Origin of the sequence: Roseinatronobacter alkalisoli (assembly GCF_028745735.1) — a bacterium.
In the GTDB taxonomy this organism is placed as follows: Bacteria; Pseudomonadota; Alphaproteobacteria; order Rhodobacterales; family Rhodobacteraceae; genus Roseinatronobacter; species Roseinatronobacter alkalisoli.
Map to the genome: position 1 here is coordinate 306,801 of NZ_JAQZSM010000002.1, position 15,473 is coordinate 322,273.

The following is a 15,473-nucleotide window of genomic DNA, read 5'->3' on the forward strand; positions in this document are numbered from 1 at the left end:
CTGTCAGGTGGCGGCCCCCAACAATGGCACAACCGCTTTCCCATGCTGAGCTTTATGCGCGGCAAGGATCACGAGCGCCGATATTATAACGCGAAATCGGTGAGTAGTGGCGGAGAGACAGGGATTCGAACCCTGGGTCCCCGTAAAGGGACAACGGTTTTCGAGACCGCCCCGTTCGACCACTCCGGCACCTCTCCGCGGTCGCGTTGGTGGTTACTGTGGTCAGGGCGCGCGTGCAAGCGGAAATATGGTCTGAATGCACGATTTGGCATCGAACTGCCCTTGCTGTGGCGGCGCATCGCGTGAATGTTGTTTGCGATATCTCCGCAGTCGGTTAGAACCGCGACGCGGAAGCGGATGGCACAAGGGGGGAGTATGGCGACCAAAGCAAAAGAGGCCTGTGGGATTGCCCTGTTATGCGTGCTCATGCTTGTTTCTTCGGTGCGTCTGGCGCAGGCGCAGGATCTGTCAGAGGCGTTCCTTCTGCCGGAGCTGTTCCAGATCATGGCGGCAGAGGGCAGGGCCGCAATCGGACAGGATAGTGCCGCCCCTGTATCGGATGCAGAGCTTGATCTTTGGCGCGCAGAGCTGGATGAAATCTACGACGCCGACAGGATGCATGTGGATTTTGTTGCCGCGCTGGATGCCGCGCTTGAGTCAAAACCCGGAATTCGCGCTGATGCGATAGATTTCGCCACGACGGAATTGGGACAGCGCATCCTGCGGCTGGAGATTTCCGCCCGCGATGCATTGCTGCAGGACGAAATTGACGACGTGGCGCGCCTGGCCTTGCTGGAGGCGCGTTCGGCATCGCAAAAGGGCGCTGACAACCGTCTGGCGCTGGTTCGCGCGCGCATCAGGGCGAATGATCTGGTCGAGCTGAATGTTTCGCTCGGGATGAATACAAGCTATGCGTATTATCGCGGCATGCTTGCGGAAAACACCGCCATCGGACTGAATGCCGAGGATATGCTGAACATGGTGCAGGCGCTGGAACCCTCAATACGCAATGATGTGACGGACTGGATAGAATCCTATTTTCTGATGGCTTATCAGCCGCTTAGTGATGATGAATTGCAGGCATATATCGCATATTCCGCCAGTCCGGAAGGCGATGCCTTCAATCGCGCAATGTTTCAGGCTTTTGACGCGGTGTTTGTCGGCCTGTCACACAGGGTCGGGCGGGCGCTGGGGCGGATCATGAACAGCGAGTCGCTTTGACACCCCATCCGTGCCCTTCGGGGCGGCTGCGCTGCCTGCCATGCAGACAACAGGTGGCGCCGGTCGCATGCGGACGGTTACCATGTTATGCCGGATGGAATGGTAGCGGAGCGTTCCGGGCATGCAAGTTCGTATAACAGGACGTATGAGGCGCCGCCGCCGATCCTCGTCCAGCGGAGGCGGTATGGAAATGGCGTGCAGCAGCGTTTCCGGATGACGGAAATTGCCGCTGCTTACTTTTTTTGGGGGGGATTATCCAAACCTGTTGGACCCCGAAAATCCGTCGCACAGCCAGTTTCACCAGGACGCTTTACGATCATCACGGTTCTTCCTGAAAGTCGCCGTTTCTTCATCAATCAGCACCACGCCCTTCGCGGCCAGAGCCGTGAGGAGTTTTGGTCCGGGTTGGCTGTTCTCAAGCCCCGAAATTTTGCTCAGATTCGGTACGAGTGCGAGATCATGAACCGCTTGGTCAGTTACCGCAATCGGTTCATCGCCGCAGCCAGGGTCAAAGAATGGCCAGAGAGCGTCATAAACTCCTGCCCCACCGTCCATACCACTTGATTGGTGCAACCTGGTCACGAGGGCCAGTGCGTCCGGAGCAATGGGCAGCGCTTCAAGATACTTCCTTATTTCAGGGATGACGTCGTAGCCGTCTGTTTCGCGGTCGATATGCCGCTCGGTATGCTCGCGCGCAAATGTGTTCAGATCGAGCTTGGGAATCAGCACGTCCTGAACGAACATCAACTCCTCAATGACAAGCAGCTTGAATCCGAAGTCCCGGAACGCAGTGTCAGGGGGCGAGGGAATTGCGAAGGTGCGGGGCCTGCTTTCTTTCGCCGCGCCCTCCGCCAGCAAGGACTCGATCAAGGCGCGCGTCAGCGGTCCCGCCTTTTTCGCCAGCGTTTCATAGGACCGGAGCGCAGGCTTTGCGACCACGAGCCGCAGGACGGCGGCATCGCGTTTCTCCCTTACCCAGCCCTCAAAGTCCGTTTCAAGACGGGCGATCTGGGCTTCATAACCCGCGATCCTGTCCTGTGCGCTACTGGCAACCAGGCTTGGCGGCAGGAGCGAGTTGGGACGTATGGGCGCAGTGCCCTCGGCCTCGGCGCGGGACCACTTGATATATTCGCGGCAGCGCGCGATTTCCTCGGCCGCCGTTGTAGGTTCGATGCCGAGAGGTTCTTCGACGAAGATGCGCCGTGCCTCCTTGTCATCGATCGGTAGCGGGTCCGGCAACAGCTTCATGACCTTTGGCGCTGCCTTGAACATCGGGTCGTCCCGCGTTGCGTAAAGGCTGAAGAGACTATGCGCGAGTGTCGTCAATCCCTTCTGACCGGCCTTTCCTGCCTTCATCTGGCTGGTCATGACCTTCGCTATTGCTTCATCGCATCTCGGGTGATCCGCCAGCATTATCATGACAAGGTTGCTCGATAATCCAGGGAATATGGTAACAAGATCCGGGAGCAACTCGGCGACTGCCTCCTTTCCGCTGTTATCGGGATAGAAAGTCGTGCGCCACACCACCTCTGCCAAGGCTTCCACGATGTCGCCGAACGTTCCGGTCGAGTACCGGGGGCGGTGGCCCGGAATGGCGCGGTCAGTCTCCTCTTTCATCCGTCGGATGCACGCGATGATGGCGGGCAGTTTATCCTTTGAGACGCTTATAAGATCGCGACGGCAACGCCCCTCATTGCCGTAGCCGCGCGCAAGTGCGAGCAGGGCGACGCGCGTTTGCGGCAGATCAATCCCGCCAAGCGCCCGGTCGGCCAGCTTTTGTACGAGGTCGAGATAGGCCGCACCGGGCTCTTCCTCGCGTTTGAGTTGCTCCACGATCCTGCTCTCGATCTGATCAATGCATGCCGGGTCGTTCGGGTCGGGGAAGGGTTCGGGCAGTAATCGGGTCATGGGCGGGTTCCTTCCGTAACGAAGATCACATGCCCCCCCCAAGCATTCAAGGACTTTGCAGGGAACCCGTTGAATATCCGGCGGAATTGGGGACATGTGCTGATGGTGCATTGTCTGATGACCGGTGGGGCATGCACGGTATGAACGGACCCTCATGTTGGGTTGCGTGCCGTCTACTGTATCCCGCATCAGCGATGTTGACCGGCAAGGATTGCCGCGACAAACGCGAATGGCGGCATGCAAGCCAGATTATGCGGCAGAAAGGCCGGGAAACGGCGTCACCTTCCTGTTATTCCTTCGGTCGGCGGGAGTGGTACCGGGGCAGTTACGTTTTCAGGCCGACGCCTTTCATAGAAGGCGTTTCCACCTGTCGTCACGACATAATGCATATTGTTATAGGACGTTTGATACCACGCTGCGTGGAAAAATTTTGCGTCTGCGATGTCCGGGTGCCGTTCTCCCTGATAAACCGATTGCGCGGCGGCCATTACCACCGGGGCCGCCCTGCTGACCATGTCCTTGGTCATGACGCCAGGTGCGAACTGGTTTTTCTGGCCGACCACACCGCAGATGGTATCGGGGAATGCGTCGGATTGAACACGATTCATCACCACGCTTCCGACCGCGATCATCCCGTCGCGGCTGGAGCGATTGGATTCAAAATACATGGCGCGTGCCATGCAATCGAGCTCAGTTGCGGACGGAGATCGCGGAGAGGATGTGCCGCACCCCGCCAGAACGCAGAGACAGCCAATTACCACGGCGATCCGTTGGTTGGTGTAAGGGCGCGGCAAATTCGTAGCCTTCCAGGTGTTTCTTGTCGTCGATTTTGATTGCGCCGGAGTTTTTCAGCAAAATCTGATGCAGACAAGAGCAATGCGCGCGATTTCCGGACTTCCTTAACAATTTGAATGGAAGTTGCGTCCCGCATGTCCAGCAACTGTATTTTCCAGAAAGGCCAGTTTGTGGACGTTCTGGTCAGATAACTTCGCCTTGGATCGCCCGGTGCCCGCTGGCCCGCCAGAACTTCAGAAAACCGGGAGAAACTATGGAGTATGCGCTAATCTTGGTGCAAGATGTGCAATCCATACTTCCGGGGCTGATCGGTGAAACAGACAGGCAAGAATCAGCACCCCGGATGCCGCATGTCCGCAAAAACGCAGGACAAACCCCAGTATTCCATGATTGCTATTTTATAGCGGCGATATAAAGGGGGGATTTGGTAGCGGAGGAGGGACTTGAACCCCCGACACGCGGATTATGATTCCGCTGCTCTAACCAACTGAGCTACTCCGCCAAACGCAGGATGCGTGTAGTCCAGTGCGGAATCAGCGTCAAGACCCTGAGCGCATCCTTGTGACGGATATTTGTTACTTGCGCCCTCGTCACTTGCGGTCAGGCATCCTATCATAATCGCAGGGGAACAGGGCAGGTGGCGCTACATGAATGATCCGCAATCACGGCCAACAGAACTGGTGCTGGTCGGGGGTGGGCATGCGCATGCTCTGGTTCTGCATGAACTGGCGCGGAACCCGTTGCACGGCACGAATATTACGCTGATCAATCCATCGCCGACCGCGCCCTATACCGGCATGTTGCCGGGATTTATTGCGGGGCATTATGCGCGCGAGGATCTGGAAATTGACCTGCAACAACTGGCTGCGCGCGCGGGTGCGCGGCTGGTGCTGGGCAAGGTGGATGCGCTTGACCGGCAGGCGGGGGTTGTCAGGGGCGTGGGGACGGGCGCGATCCGCTTTGATATTGCCGCGCTGGATATCGGGATCACGTCAGACCTGCCGATGATTGCGGGCTACGCACCGCACGCGGTATCGGCCAAGCCATTGGGCGAATATGCCAGACGCTGGCAAGACTGGCTGGACAAGGTCCGGGCAGGTCAGATCGCGCCGGAAATCGCTGTGCTGGGGGCAGGGGTGGCCGGTGTGGAGCTGGCGCTGGCCATGTCGTTCAGGTTGCGGGGGCATCCCCACAGAATGCGCATTATTGACCGTGGCCAAGCCTTGCCCCATATCGGCACCTATGCCCGCAAGCGGTTGCTGTCGCACCTTGCGCGCTTCGGCATAGCGGTGCTGGAACATACCGAGGTCACCGGAATTGAAGCCGATCATCTGCGATGCGCCGATGGGCAGGTCATTGCGGCCTCGTTCGTGGTGGGCGTTGCGGGCGCGCGCCCGCAGGACTGGTTGCGCGCCACCGGGCTGGACCATGCAGATGGTTTTATCAAGGTGGACCAGTATTTGCGCAGCCTGTCGGATGACCGGATTTTTGCCGTGGGCGATTGTGCCCATATGACCCATGCACCAAGGCCGAAGGCGGGGGTGTTTGCCGTGCGGCAGGCACCGTTCCTGCTGGCCAATCTGCGGGCTGCGCTGGGCGGCGGGGCGTGGCGGGCCTATAAGCCACAGCGCGATTACCTGAAACTTGTGTCCCTTGGCGGCAAAACCGCGCTGGCCGATAAATGGGGCCTGCCGCTTGAAGGGCGTTGGCTGTGGCAACTGAAGGACGGGATCGACGCCAGATTCATGCGGCAATTCGGACTGCGTGACAGCGATCAGCCGTCACGCAGTCCGGGTTGAGGCTTTAACCCCCGCCATGGCCGGGGTGTCCTGCGGGTCTATTGCAAATAGCGCATCGGATCGACGCTTTCCTGCCCGCGACGCACTTCGAAATGCACGAAGCTGGGGTCGCCGGCCGCAACTTTGCCGATGTTCTGCCCCTGCGATACGCGCGCATCCTTGGCGACGGTCAGATTGTCGATATTGGCATAGACAGTCAGCAAGCCGCCATCATGGCGGACGACCACGATATTGACGTTCCCGGTTGTGCGGGTGATTGCCGCGACAGTGCCCGCAGCGGCGGCACGGACATTCGCCCCGGCGCTGGCGGCAATGCCGATGCCTTCATTGCGGCCCGGCGCATAGGCGCGGATGATGCGCCCGTCGACCGGCATGACGAATGTTGTGCGTGATGCCTCCGTGCGTTCCTGTGACAGGTCGGGCGCGGGTGGCGTTGCGGCTTGCGCTTCTGCGCGCGCCTGATCCGCCGAAGGTACAGGCGCAGGCAGCGGCGTTGAGGCGCTGGGCGGCGGGGGGGCGGGGCTTGTGCTGCCTGGCGGGGTGGTTGTGGGCTCGGGCCGTGGTGCGGCGGCGGCCTGCTGCGTTTGCTGTTGCCCGACAGGGATCAGCAATGTCTGGCCTTCGCGTACACGCATTTCCGGGTCCAGCCCGTTCCAGTCGGCAAGGGCGCGGGGAGTCACGTTGTACAGCCGTGCGATGATGAAGGCAGTTTCACCGCGCTGCACAACATGGCGTGTCGGCTGCGCTTCGGCAGGTTGGGTGGTGGCGGCAGGGCGTGGGCTACTGCCTTGTCCCGTTCCGGTTTCGGCGCGGCTGATGGCGCTGTCGGCCAGGGTTGATATTTCAATATCGCCACCGCTGGCAGAAGTGCCTGTCGCGCCTGACCCGCGCGGCAGGGCCAGCACTTCGCCGGACCGCAATGTGGTTTCCGGTGTCAGGGCGTTGAAACGCGCCAGTTCGCTGTCGGACATGCCGACGCGGTTTGCAACTGTGGCAACCGTATCACCGCTGCGTGCAACAACCACCTGATAATCAGGATAGGAAATAACGCCACGCGAATCCGGCCTTGGGCGCTGGCCGGTAATTTCGCGCGCGGCTTCGGATGTGGTGAAGCCGTTATTCGGGCTGCGCAGGTCGGGGTCGAATCCTTCACATGCCGCAAGCGCCAGAAGGGCCACGCCGCTGAATAGGGTCATCTGGCGTTTCAGATGCATTTTCCTGTCACCTCTGCTGTGTCGCGCAATGGCACGGGTGGTTCAGTGCCACGCCGCATCCGTTATGTTTCGGTCTAATGCCCCAATCCTTCCAGAAGGGGCACAAAACGCACTGCGCGCATTTCCTCATACTCAAAACCGTCTTCGTGCCGGATGACGCGGATCAGGCTTTGCACCGTATCTGACTGACCAACCGGCACGACCATGATACCCCCGATCTTCAACTGCGCCAAGAGTGGGCCAGGCGGGTCTTCTGCCGCTGCGGTCACGATGATGCGATCAAACGGCGCCTGTTCGGGCAAACCATGTGACCCGTCAGATACCATACTGGTTATATTATGCAGACCCAGTTGGTCAAACACGCGCTGCGCCGCCTGCGCCAGTGTGCGGTGGCGTTCCACCGTATAGACACGCCGCGCCAGTTGCGACAGGATCGCGGCCTGATAGCCGGACCCGGTGCCCACTTCCAGCACCTTGTCGCGGGGGCTGACCTGCAAGGCTTCGGTCATCAGCGCCACGACCGATGGCTGGCTGATGGTCTGTCCGCAGGCAATCGGCAAGGGCATGTCTTCATAGGCGCGGTCGCTGAAAATACCGGTGACAAAGGCGCGCCGGTCGATCCGTTCCATGGCAGACAGCACCCGCGCATCCGTCACCCCGCGCGAACGGATGGTGTAGATGAAGCGCATGCGCTGTTCTGCCAGATCGTCATCCTGCGTCATTCAAGCGCCTTTTTCACATCATTCAACGCATCATGCGCCGTCAGGTCGGCGCGCATGGGCGTGACCGAAATATAGCCGTCCAGATTGACTGCTGCATCGGTTCCGGGGGCTGTCGGCTGGTGTTGCGGCCCGCCGGTAATCCACAGAAATTTCCGCCCCGAAGGTGAGATATGCGGCTTCACCCCGAAAAACGTGTCACGGCGGTAGCCCTGCGGCGTGACGCGCAGCCCTTTTACATCGCCTGTTGCGACGGGCGGGAAATTCACGTTGTAAAACAGCCGGTAGTCGCCCTGATCCCAGGGCGCGTCCTTGATCAGGCGTTCGATCACGGCCTGACCATGGCCCACGGCGCTGTCAAAAATGGATGGCAGTTCTTCGGTCAGCGGGCCCATATATTGCGACAAGGCAATCGCGGGCAGTCCCTGAAGCGCCGCTTCCATGGCACCGCCGACAGTGCCGGAATACATGACATTCTCGGCGGCATTATTGCCACGGTTGATGCCCGACAGCACCAGATCAGGGCGCGCGCCCTGCAACACGTCATACAGTCCGGCCAGAATACAGTCCGCCGGTGACCCTTCGGCGGCATAGCGGCGCTTGTCCAGTCTGGCGATCATCATCGGGTGGGTGTAGCTGATGCAATGGCCCACGCCGGATTGTTCGAACGCGGGTGCCACAACCCAGACTTCGCCCTTTGGGCCCGCGATATTCTGCGCGATCTGTTCCAGAACCTGCAAGCCCGGGGCATTGATCCCGTCATCATTGGTTACCAGAATGCGCATGATACCCCCTAGGTTCGCGTATATCTTGCTTAGAACAGGGCGGCGCAGGCGACAAGGGCCGATGCCCGTACAGCTTTCATATGCCGGTGCGATTGTAGCAGTTGCAGCGCAGTCCCACATTCCCTATGTGGGGCTTGTGCGGATGGTCGGATGGCCGCGTGCAGGCGGAAAACCCCTGTGCGAGGAAAGTCCGGGCTCCATGAAGTGACGGTGCCGGGTAACGCCCGGCCGGGGTAACCCGAGGGAAAGCGCCACAGAGAACAGACCGCCATGCATGTCATGGTAAGGGTGAAACGGTGGGGTAAAAGCCCACCGCGGGACGGGTAACCGGACCGGCACGGCAAGCCCCACCGGGAGCAATGCCGAATAGGGACTTCGCGCGGGCATGATCCTTACGGGGATATCGCCGCAGGGCCACTTCAGCCCGAAGTCCGGGTTGGCAGCTAGATCCTGTCCGTAAGGGCAGGGGCAGATGAATGGTCATCAAGGGGGGCATCCGTCCCCTGAACAGAACCCGGCTTACAGACCATCCGCACATTGATTTTCCACCCCGCCGGGCAAAACCGTGGTTGGGGTGGCGGATTATTTCGGGAATCCGGTTGACAAGGGACAGAACCCTTGTAGAAGGCAGGTTCAGAATTCACGGGCGCAGGGCCGTTCTGGCGCGTGTCCCGGTTCAGGAGAGTAAATTATGGCGAAGCCGACCACCATCAAGATCCGTCTGAACTCGACCGCGGGGACCGGGCATTTCTATGTCACCAAAAAGAATGCCCGCACCATGACCGAGAAGATGACAACGCGCAAATACGACCCCGTTGTGCGCAAGCATGTCGAATACAAAGAAGGCAAGATCAAGTAATCCTGCCCGCTTTATGCTGACTGAAAACCGCGCCTTCGGGCGCGGTTTTTCTTTGGGGAAGGGTGAGGGACACCTTTTGGCCTGAAGCAGTCACCCAAAGGCGCGGAATCAAGGCCGCAGGCCGCCGCGCCATCGGTGGGCCGTCCCGCGGCCTGCCGATGACCCAAGGGCAGTTCAGTCCTTTGAGCTCAGAAGGATGCCGCCTGCATAAACTGCATCCCTTTAACGTCGGACCGGCAGACCCCGGCCCACTGCTGGCGCGGGCTTGATCCAAGCGCGAGCGTCCCCTTCAGGCCCAAAACCGCCCACCAACGCGCCGTCGCCACCGGACAGGGGCGCGCAATCCCACGCTTATCTGGCAGCGCATATTCCCGGAACGGAGCAATATGTAGGGCATAAGAAAAGGGCCAGTGTTCCCACCGGCCCCCTGTGTCATATATGCGTTGTGCTGTGGTTATTCCTGTTGGCCCAGGAACATCAGCAGGAACTGGAACATGTTCAGGAAGCTGATATACAGGCTCAGCGCGCCATCAACGGCCGCTTTGTCCAGCCAGTCCTGATCGCCAGCCATCGCGTGGGCAACATAGTCGCTTTTGATCTGCTGGGTGTAGAACGCGGTCAGGCCAGCAAAGATCAGAATGCCGATGGCCGAAATTGCGAACATCATCGCCGGGCTTGCCAGGAAGATGTTGATGACCATCGCCACGATCAGGCCGATCACACCCATGATCAGGAATGTGCCCATGCCCGACAGGTCTTTCTTGGTGGTGTATCCCCACAGGCTAAGCCCGCCAAACGCAATCGCGGTCACAAGGAAGGTCTGTGTGATCGAATAGCTGGTGAAGACCAGAAAGATGGAACTCAGCGACAAGCCGATCGCGCTTGCAAACACGAAAAAGCCAAGCTGCACACCAGCGGCGGATGCACGGCGCATCAGCGCGCCCCAGCCAAACAGGATAAAGGCCAGCGGCGCGAACATGATGACCCAGCGCAGCGGCGACAGATAGATTGCCCCGCCCAGGCTGTTCAGCAGCGTGCCATTGGGCAGTTGGGCGACAGCAGCGCTTGGGTCTGTGGTGACCGCCAGCCCTGAAATGGCCCATGCGGCGGCAGCCGTGATCAGCATGCCTACGGACATGGTGCCGTAAACCTTGTTCATATGTGCGCGCAAGCCCGCGTCGATCTGTTCAGCGCGAGCACCACTCACCTGAGCGCGCATCGTGTTGAAATTGGCCATTTTCACCTCCGGTCAAAAAAATACGCGGGTTCCCGCGCGTTCATGTCCTGAATATCATGCCGAAAGCCACAGAATTCAAGCATTTCCGAAGCAAAATAGACAGGATTTGAACTGAGTAACCCAACAGTGCTGTCTGTCAGGCACCGTCGCGCAGGGATATGACAATCTTGCCCGTCGACTTGCGGTTCCGCAACAGTTCAAAACCCTCGAAAACCTGATCGAATGGCAGGACATGGCTGATATGCGGCTTGATTCGTCCCTGCGCATACCAGCTCAGCAGTTCCTGCAGGCTGTCTGTCAGCGCTTTTGGCGCGAAATTCAGATAGCCGCCCCAGTAAAGCCCGATCACTGTAAGGTTCTTGACCAGCAGGATATTGGCCGGAAACCGCGGCACAGTGCCACCTGCAAAACCAATGGCCAGAAAGCGCCCTTCCGGGCGCAATGCATGCAGCGCTGCGCTGGCCATCGGTTCGCCGATCGCGTCATAGACCACATCGACCCCGCCCATGTCTTTCAGCGCGCTGCGCAAATCGGTGGTGTCGCTGTCCAGACAGACCGATGCCCCGGCCTGTTCTGCAATCTTCAGTTTTTCCACGCCACGCGCCACCGCAACGACCCGCGCGCCCATTTGCGCCGCTGTTTCCACAGCGGTCAGTCCGACCCCGCCTGCGGCACCCAGAACAACAAGTGTTTCATTCGGCTGTAAGCTGGCGCGGTGGCGCAATGCCAGATGGGATGTGCCATAGGCCACCAGAAAACCCGAAGCTTCTGTCATTGGCATATTGTCCGGCAGGGCGATGCAGCGCGCGGCGGGGCAGGTTGCCATTTCGGCCAGACCGCCTTGGCCCGTGAATGCCGCGACGCGCTGCCCGACATGAAACCCTGTCACATCGGGGCTGATTGCGCGGATCGTGCCTGCAATTTCCATGCCGAGTGTTGCAGGCAAGGCGGGGCGTTCCTGATACTGCCCCTTCATCATAAGCAAATCAGCGAAATTCAAGCCGCATGCGGCAACATCAATCAGGACTTCGCCCGGTCCGTGGACCGGTTCGCGAATCTGCTGGAATGTTGGGGGTGATTCGGTGCTTTCCAGACGAACTGCGCGCATTTTCAGGCCCAATGACGACGATTCGTGGTAGTCTGGCCCAGTTGCGTGGCAGTGGCAAGGGACGCGCTACCAGCGGTATTCGCAATGCGCTTCGATCAGCCTAAGGTTGTTTGCAAAACGCAACGCAAATTGCGAATAAGAAAAAAAATGCGGGCTGTGAAACAATTGATCAACCCTTCTCCATCAGTATGATTTACACCCATGGTTGAGCTTGCCGCGTCAGAGTTCGTGTTGCCCATTTCGGGCGGGTAAAGTAGCGGCAAGCTTGCCTTTTGGCAGTATTGCGTGGCCCATGATTGTATTGGCTGGCACCTGCGTCCATACGAGTATATGTAATCTAGACTGGGGAAAATATGTCACATCCTGTTGATATCCATGTAGGTCAGCGCATCCGGCAACGCCGGTGGGCAATTGGTATGACCCAGCAGCAACTTGCTGAAATTGTTGGTATAAAATTCCAGCAAATTCAGAAATACGAAACCGGTATGAACCGTGTTTCGGCCTCCCGGCTGTGGGATATCGCGCAGGCACTGAAGGTTGCGATAACGTTCTTTTTCGAAGACGTGGATCAGGAACAGCCCAGTGCAGAAGACGATATGTTGTCCAACAAGGAAACGCTGGATTTGTTGCGCACCTATTATGCGATCCCAGAAAACCAGCGCAAACGGCTGTTTGATCTTGCACGCGCGCTGGGCGAAGTTGCCTGACTGCGGGTCTGCGGGGTTTCCCTGGGCGACGGGTGTTGCGATCCCGGCACTGACAGGCCAATAAGGGGTCAGTAACCGGCCTGTCCGGACCGCGACATAAGGGATTGCAGGGTGAAAGATCGCACAACTATTGCCGCGCCCGAGCGGTCCCAGCTGATCACATTGATACATGAATTTGCAGATGCGGCGCGGGTGGAAACCCTGCGCCATTTTCGGCAGTCAGGCCTGACGGCTGACAACAAATCCGCCGATGGGTTCGACCCTGTGACCATTGCCGATCGCGCAGTGGAGCAGCTGATACGCGACCGCCTTGCGCAGATGCGCCCCGATGACGGTATTACGGGCGAAGAATTCGCCCCGGTGCCAACACGCTCAGGTCTGACATGGGTTATTGACCCGATTGATGGCACACGCTCTTTCCTTAGTGGTTCCCCCTGCTGGGGCGTCTTGATTGCCGTTGCTGACCAAAGCGGGCCGTTTCTGGGCGTGATCGACCAACCCTATATTGGTGAACGCTTTCTTGGCGGGCTTGGCATGGCCGAAGCGACCGGCCCGCAGGGCGCGGCTGCGCTGCATTGTCGCGCAACCCCGGATTTGCGGGATGCGATCCTGTTTTCCACCTTCCCCGAGATTGGCACAGATGATGAATGCCGTGCGTTTCAGCGCGTATCCACAGCCTGCCGCCTGACACGCTATGGCATGGATTGCTACGCCTATGCGCTTCTGGCACTTGGCCAGATTGATCTGGTCATCGAGGCGGGCCTGAATGTTTACGACATCGCCGCCCCGATTGCCGTGATTGAAGCGGCGGGCGGCATAGTGACCAACTGGCAGGGCGGGGCCGTGGGGCCCGGTGGTCAGGCGCTTGCCGCAGCAAATCCTGATATTCACGCGCAGGCAATGGCGTTGCTGAACGCCTGACCAGTGGGCCTTCAGGCGGTGGGGGGTGATACCTCGTTGATTGCGGCGGTAATTAGGTTCAGGCAATCCGGTGTTGAAAACCGGTGATCCATATCCTTGACCAGCCGCAGATGCATATCCGGGCAATCGGCATGTTCCAGCAACCGCAGCGGCACGGAAATATCCACGGCTTCATCACGGGTTCCCTGCATCAGGCGCACCGGAAATGGCAATGCCAAAGGTGCCCGCAACACCAGCTGTGACTTGCCATCCTCGAACAGGCGGCGTGTCAGAATATAGGGCTGGTCGTCATAATCATTGGGCAGTTCGGTCTGCCCGGTCTGTGTCACCTGCTGTTGCTGCGCCGGTGTCAGTTGGGGCCACATGCTGTCTTCGGTAAAATCCGGGGCGGCGGCGACACCTATGAGGGCATGCACCCGTTCCGGCATTGCCCGTGCGAGCAGCAAGGCAATCCAGCCGCCCATGGATGACCCGACCAGAATTTGCGGTCCGCTGGTCAGTGCCGTAATGGCGGCAGCCGCGTCCTCGGCCCAGTCGCCGATACAGCCATCGGTAAATGCGCCCGAACTCTGGCCGTGTCCGGAATAGTCAAACCGCAGGAAGGCCCGCCCTGCGGTCTTTGCCCAGTCTTCCAGGAAAACTGCCTTGGTTCCGCTCATGTCGGATTTGAAACCGCCAAGAAAAACAATGCCCGGTGTGCTGCCGTCGATGCGGGAATAGGCTAATGAGCGGCCGCCCGGTGTATGGAGGAAACTGGTCAAGGGTGTCCTTTGTCTGGATTTCAGTATGTTGCGGCCGAAAACTGTCCGGTCCGATGGCGTGGTTGCTGGCCCCGCGCGGCGGGGTTCTTTTTGCAGTCTTGCGTCAAATGTTGTCGAATACAAGCCCGCCATGGCAAAAATATTCATGTAATCAGCCCTTTGGGGCGCATGGTGTCAGATGGTGCATAATCGTTGAATTCAATGATCACGCCTGACACGTCATCGCTGAATTCATCTTTTCCCGCCCATTTCCCAAGCTGCCATTTCAGCGAATCCAGGAAATCCAGCCCACAGGACATGACCAGGCTTTCCATCATCCGGCCCAGACGATCCTGCCCGAATTCCTGATCCAGGGTGTTCTGGCATTCCGTGATTCCGTCGGAATACAGAAACAACCTGTCGCCCGGTCCAAGGATCACGTCAAAACTGGAATAGCTTGCCTGTGGAATCAGCCCGACTGGCAAGCCCCCCATCCCGACGAATTCCACATTGCCGCCCTTGCGTTGCACCGCCGGGTGCGGGTGCCCGGCCTGCACGATGGATGCGCGCCCGGTGACAAGATCCAGATCAGCATAGGCAAGGGTCAGGTAGGTTTCCGTCTCCATCTCCGCCAGCATCAGGTCATTCATGCGTGCAGCGACCTGTGCAGGGCTGCAAGCTGTCGTTTCGCCGCTGACCCGGTCATGGGAAAAGGCGATATTCTGGCTTTGCGCACCTTCGGAAAACAACGCGCTGATGCGCGCGCTCAGCATTGCGGCGGCGACGCCATGCCCCGACACGTCAATTGAATAGACACCGATCCGGTTGTCCGAAATCCGGAACGCGCCGACAAGATCGCCGCCCACATGGCCCGAGGACTGCAACAGAAAGGCAAGCTGGCTGCGGCCGAATTCGCGAAACCGTTCACGAATAAGTGCATGTTGCAACTTGCGCGCTTCCTGCAGATCGCGTTCCAGCGCGTCATGTACCTGCTGCAACTGCTGCAGCGTCTTGCGGACCTCGCGTTCCATGTCCAGCAAGCGTTCACCGGCACTGATTCTGGCGCGCAATTCCATGGTAGACACCGGCTTGGTCAGAAAATCATCGGCGCCGACATTCAGCCCTTCGGCCACTGCGGTTTTGTCATTCTTCGTAGTTAACAGAATGAAATAGCTGTAAAATTCGTTTTTTTGCGCGCGGAATTTTTGACAGAATTGCAGACCGTTCATTCCCGGCATCATCCAGTCGGACAAGACAAGGTCGAAATGGGTTTTCCCGCACAGGTCCAGCGCGTCTTCGCCTGATGCGGCTTCGGTCGTTTCATACCCCCAACCTTGCAGATGGCGCTGGAAAATAAGCCGCTGCGCGCGGCTGTCATCCACGATGAGCGCATGCTTTCGGACTGGCTTTCCCGCCGCGCAAGCCATACGTTTCTTGAAGTCTGTTTCCAACGGACGCCC

The 15,473-nt window shown here is 59.0% G+C and carries 14 protein-coding genes, 2 tRNA genes and 1 other RNA gene; 6 read left to right on the forward strand and 11 right to left on the reverse strand.

Going from position 1 to position 15,473, the window contains the following annotated elements:
* Positions 1 to 107 precede the first annotated feature (107 nt).
* Positions 108 to 197, reverse strand: a tRNA-Ser gene (locus PUT78_RS03880).
* A 178-nt stretch (positions 198 to 375) separates the two neighbouring features.
* Between PUT78_RS03880 and PUT78_RS03885 the strand changes: the two genes are divergently transcribed.
* A complete protein-coding gene (locus PUT78_RS03885) occupies positions 376 to 1,221 on the forward strand; it encodes a hypothetical protein (protein ID WP_274350826.1) in 846 nt (281 codons plus the stop codon).
* Between the two features lie 297 nt (positions 1,222 to 1,518).
* Here PUT78_RS03885 and PUT78_RS03890 read toward each other — a convergent pair whose 3' ends face one another.
* The 3 genes from PUT78_RS03890 to PUT78_RS03900 all read right to left on the reverse strand — a co-directional run bounded on the left by PUT78_RS03890 (position 1,519) and on the right by PUT78_RS03900 (position 4,426).
* Complete coding sequence (locus PUT78_RS03890) at positions 1,519 to 3,129, reverse strand: DUF6892 domain-containing protein (RefSeq protein ID WP_274350829.1); 1,611 nt, start codon at positions 3,127 to 3,129, stop codon at positions 1,519 to 1,521.
* Positions 3,130 to 3,407: 278 nt separating this feature from the next.
* Positions 3,408 to 3,884 (reverse strand): cell wall hydrolase, encoded by a 477-nt coding sequence (locus PUT78_RS03895; protein WP_420793455.1) that lies wholly within the window; start codon positions 3,882 to 3,884, stop codon positions 3,408 to 3,410.
* 465 nt (positions 3,885 to 4,349) lie between these two features.
* Positions 4,350 to 4,426 (reverse strand) — tRNA-Met (locus PUT78_RS03900).
* A 145-nt stretch (positions 4,427 to 4,571) separates the two neighbouring features.
* Here PUT78_RS03900 and PUT78_RS03905 point away from each other — a divergent pair.
* Positions 4,572 to 5,723 (forward strand): FAD-dependent oxidoreductase, encoded by a 1,152-nt coding sequence (locus tag PUT78_RS03905; RefSeq protein WP_274350830.1) that lies wholly within the window; start codon positions 4,572 to 4,574, stop codon positions 5,721 to 5,723.
* Between the two features lie 38 nt (positions 5,724 to 5,761).
* Here PUT78_RS03905 and PUT78_RS03910 read toward each other — a convergent pair whose 3' ends face one another.
* From PUT78_RS03910 to surE, 3 genes are all read right to left on the reverse strand, one after another.
* Positions 5,762 to 6,919: a peptidoglycan DD-metalloendopeptidase family protein gene (locus PUT78_RS03910; protein WP_274350832.1), complete on the reverse strand. Its 1,158-nt coding sequence runs from the start codon at positions 6,917 to 6,919 to the stop codon at positions 5,762 to 5,764.
* A gap of 92 nt (positions 6,920 to 7,011) precedes the next feature.
* Entirely contained in the window at positions 7,012 to 7,659 is a 648-nt protein-coding gene (locus PUT78_RS03915; RefSeq protein ID WP_274350833.1) for a protein-L-isoaspartate(D-aspartate) O-methyltransferase, read from the reverse strand.
* Positions 7,656 to 8,441 carry a 5'/3'-nucleotidase SurE gene (gene surE, locus PUT78_RS03920; RefSeq protein WP_274350834.1) on the reverse strand — a complete coding sequence of 262 codons (786 nt, stop codon included), beginning with the start codon at positions 8,439 to 8,441 and terminating at the stop codon, positions 7,656 to 7,658. The genes PUT78_RS03915 and surE overlap by 4 nt, the downstream gene beginning before the upstream one ends.
* A gap of 138 nt (positions 8,442 to 8,579) precedes the next feature.
* Between surE and rnpB the strand changes: the two genes are divergently transcribed.
* Positions 8,580 to 8,979: RNase P RNA component class A (gene rnpB, locus PUT78_RS03925), an RNA gene on the forward strand.
* A 153-nt stretch (positions 8,980 to 9,132) separates the two neighbouring features.
* Entirely contained in the window at positions 9,133 to 9,300 is a 168-nt protein-coding gene (gene rpmG / locus PUT78_RS03930; protein WP_274350835.1) for a 50S ribosomal protein L33, read from the forward strand.
* A 454-nt stretch (positions 9,301 to 9,754) separates the two neighbouring features.
* Here rpmG and PUT78_RS03935 read toward each other — a convergent pair whose 3' ends face one another.
* Together PUT78_RS03935 and PUT78_RS03940 are read right to left on the reverse strand one after the other, a co-directional pair.
* The gene (locus PUT78_RS03935; RefSeq protein WP_274350836.1) at positions 9,755 to 10,537 is read right to left on the reverse strand and encodes a Bax inhibitor-1/YccA family protein; all 783 of its coding nucleotides are present in this window, start codon (positions 10,535 to 10,537) and stop codon (positions 9,755 to 9,757) included.
* A gap of 136 nt (positions 10,538 to 10,673) precedes the next feature.
* On the reverse strand, positions 10,674 to 11,645 hold the full coding sequence (locus PUT78_RS03940; RefSeq protein ID WP_274350837.1) for an NADPH:quinone oxidoreductase family protein: 972 nt from the start codon (positions 11,643 to 11,645) through the stop codon (positions 10,674 to 10,676).
* Between the two features lie 353 nt (positions 11,646 to 11,998).
* Here PUT78_RS03940 and PUT78_RS03945 point away from each other — a divergent pair, with 353 nt between their 5' ends.
* Both PUT78_RS03945 and PUT78_RS03950 read left to right on the forward strand, forming a co-directional pair.
* The gene (locus PUT78_RS03945) at positions 11,999 to 12,352 is read left to right on the forward strand and encodes a helix-turn-helix domain-containing protein (RefSeq protein ID WP_274350838.1); all 354 of its coding nucleotides are present in this window, start codon (positions 11,999 to 12,001) and stop codon (positions 12,350 to 12,352) included.
* A 111-nt stretch (positions 12,353 to 12,463) separates the two neighbouring features.
* On the forward strand, positions 12,464 to 13,273 hold the full coding sequence (locus PUT78_RS03950; protein WP_420793452.1) for an inositol monophosphatase family protein: 810 nt from the start codon (positions 12,464 to 12,466) through the stop codon (positions 13,271 to 13,273).
* An 11-nt stretch (positions 13,274 to 13,284) separates the two neighbouring features.
* Here the strand turns inward: PUT78_RS03950 and PUT78_RS03955 are convergent, their stop codons facing one another.
* Together PUT78_RS03955 and PUT78_RS03960 are read right to left on the reverse strand one after the other, a co-directional pair.
* Positions 13,285 to 14,034, reverse strand: coding sequence for an alpha/beta hydrolase (locus PUT78_RS03955; RefSeq protein ID WP_274350897.1), 750 nt, complete (start codon positions 14,032 to 14,034; stop codon positions 13,285 to 13,287).
* A 143-nt stretch (positions 14,035 to 14,177) separates the two neighbouring features.
* A complete protein-coding gene (locus tag PUT78_RS03960; protein ID WP_337994658.1) occupies positions 14,178 to 15,395 on the reverse strand; it encodes a fused response regulator/phosphatase in 1,218 nt (405 codons plus the stop codon).
* Positions 15,396 to 15,473: the final 78 nt, after the last annotated feature.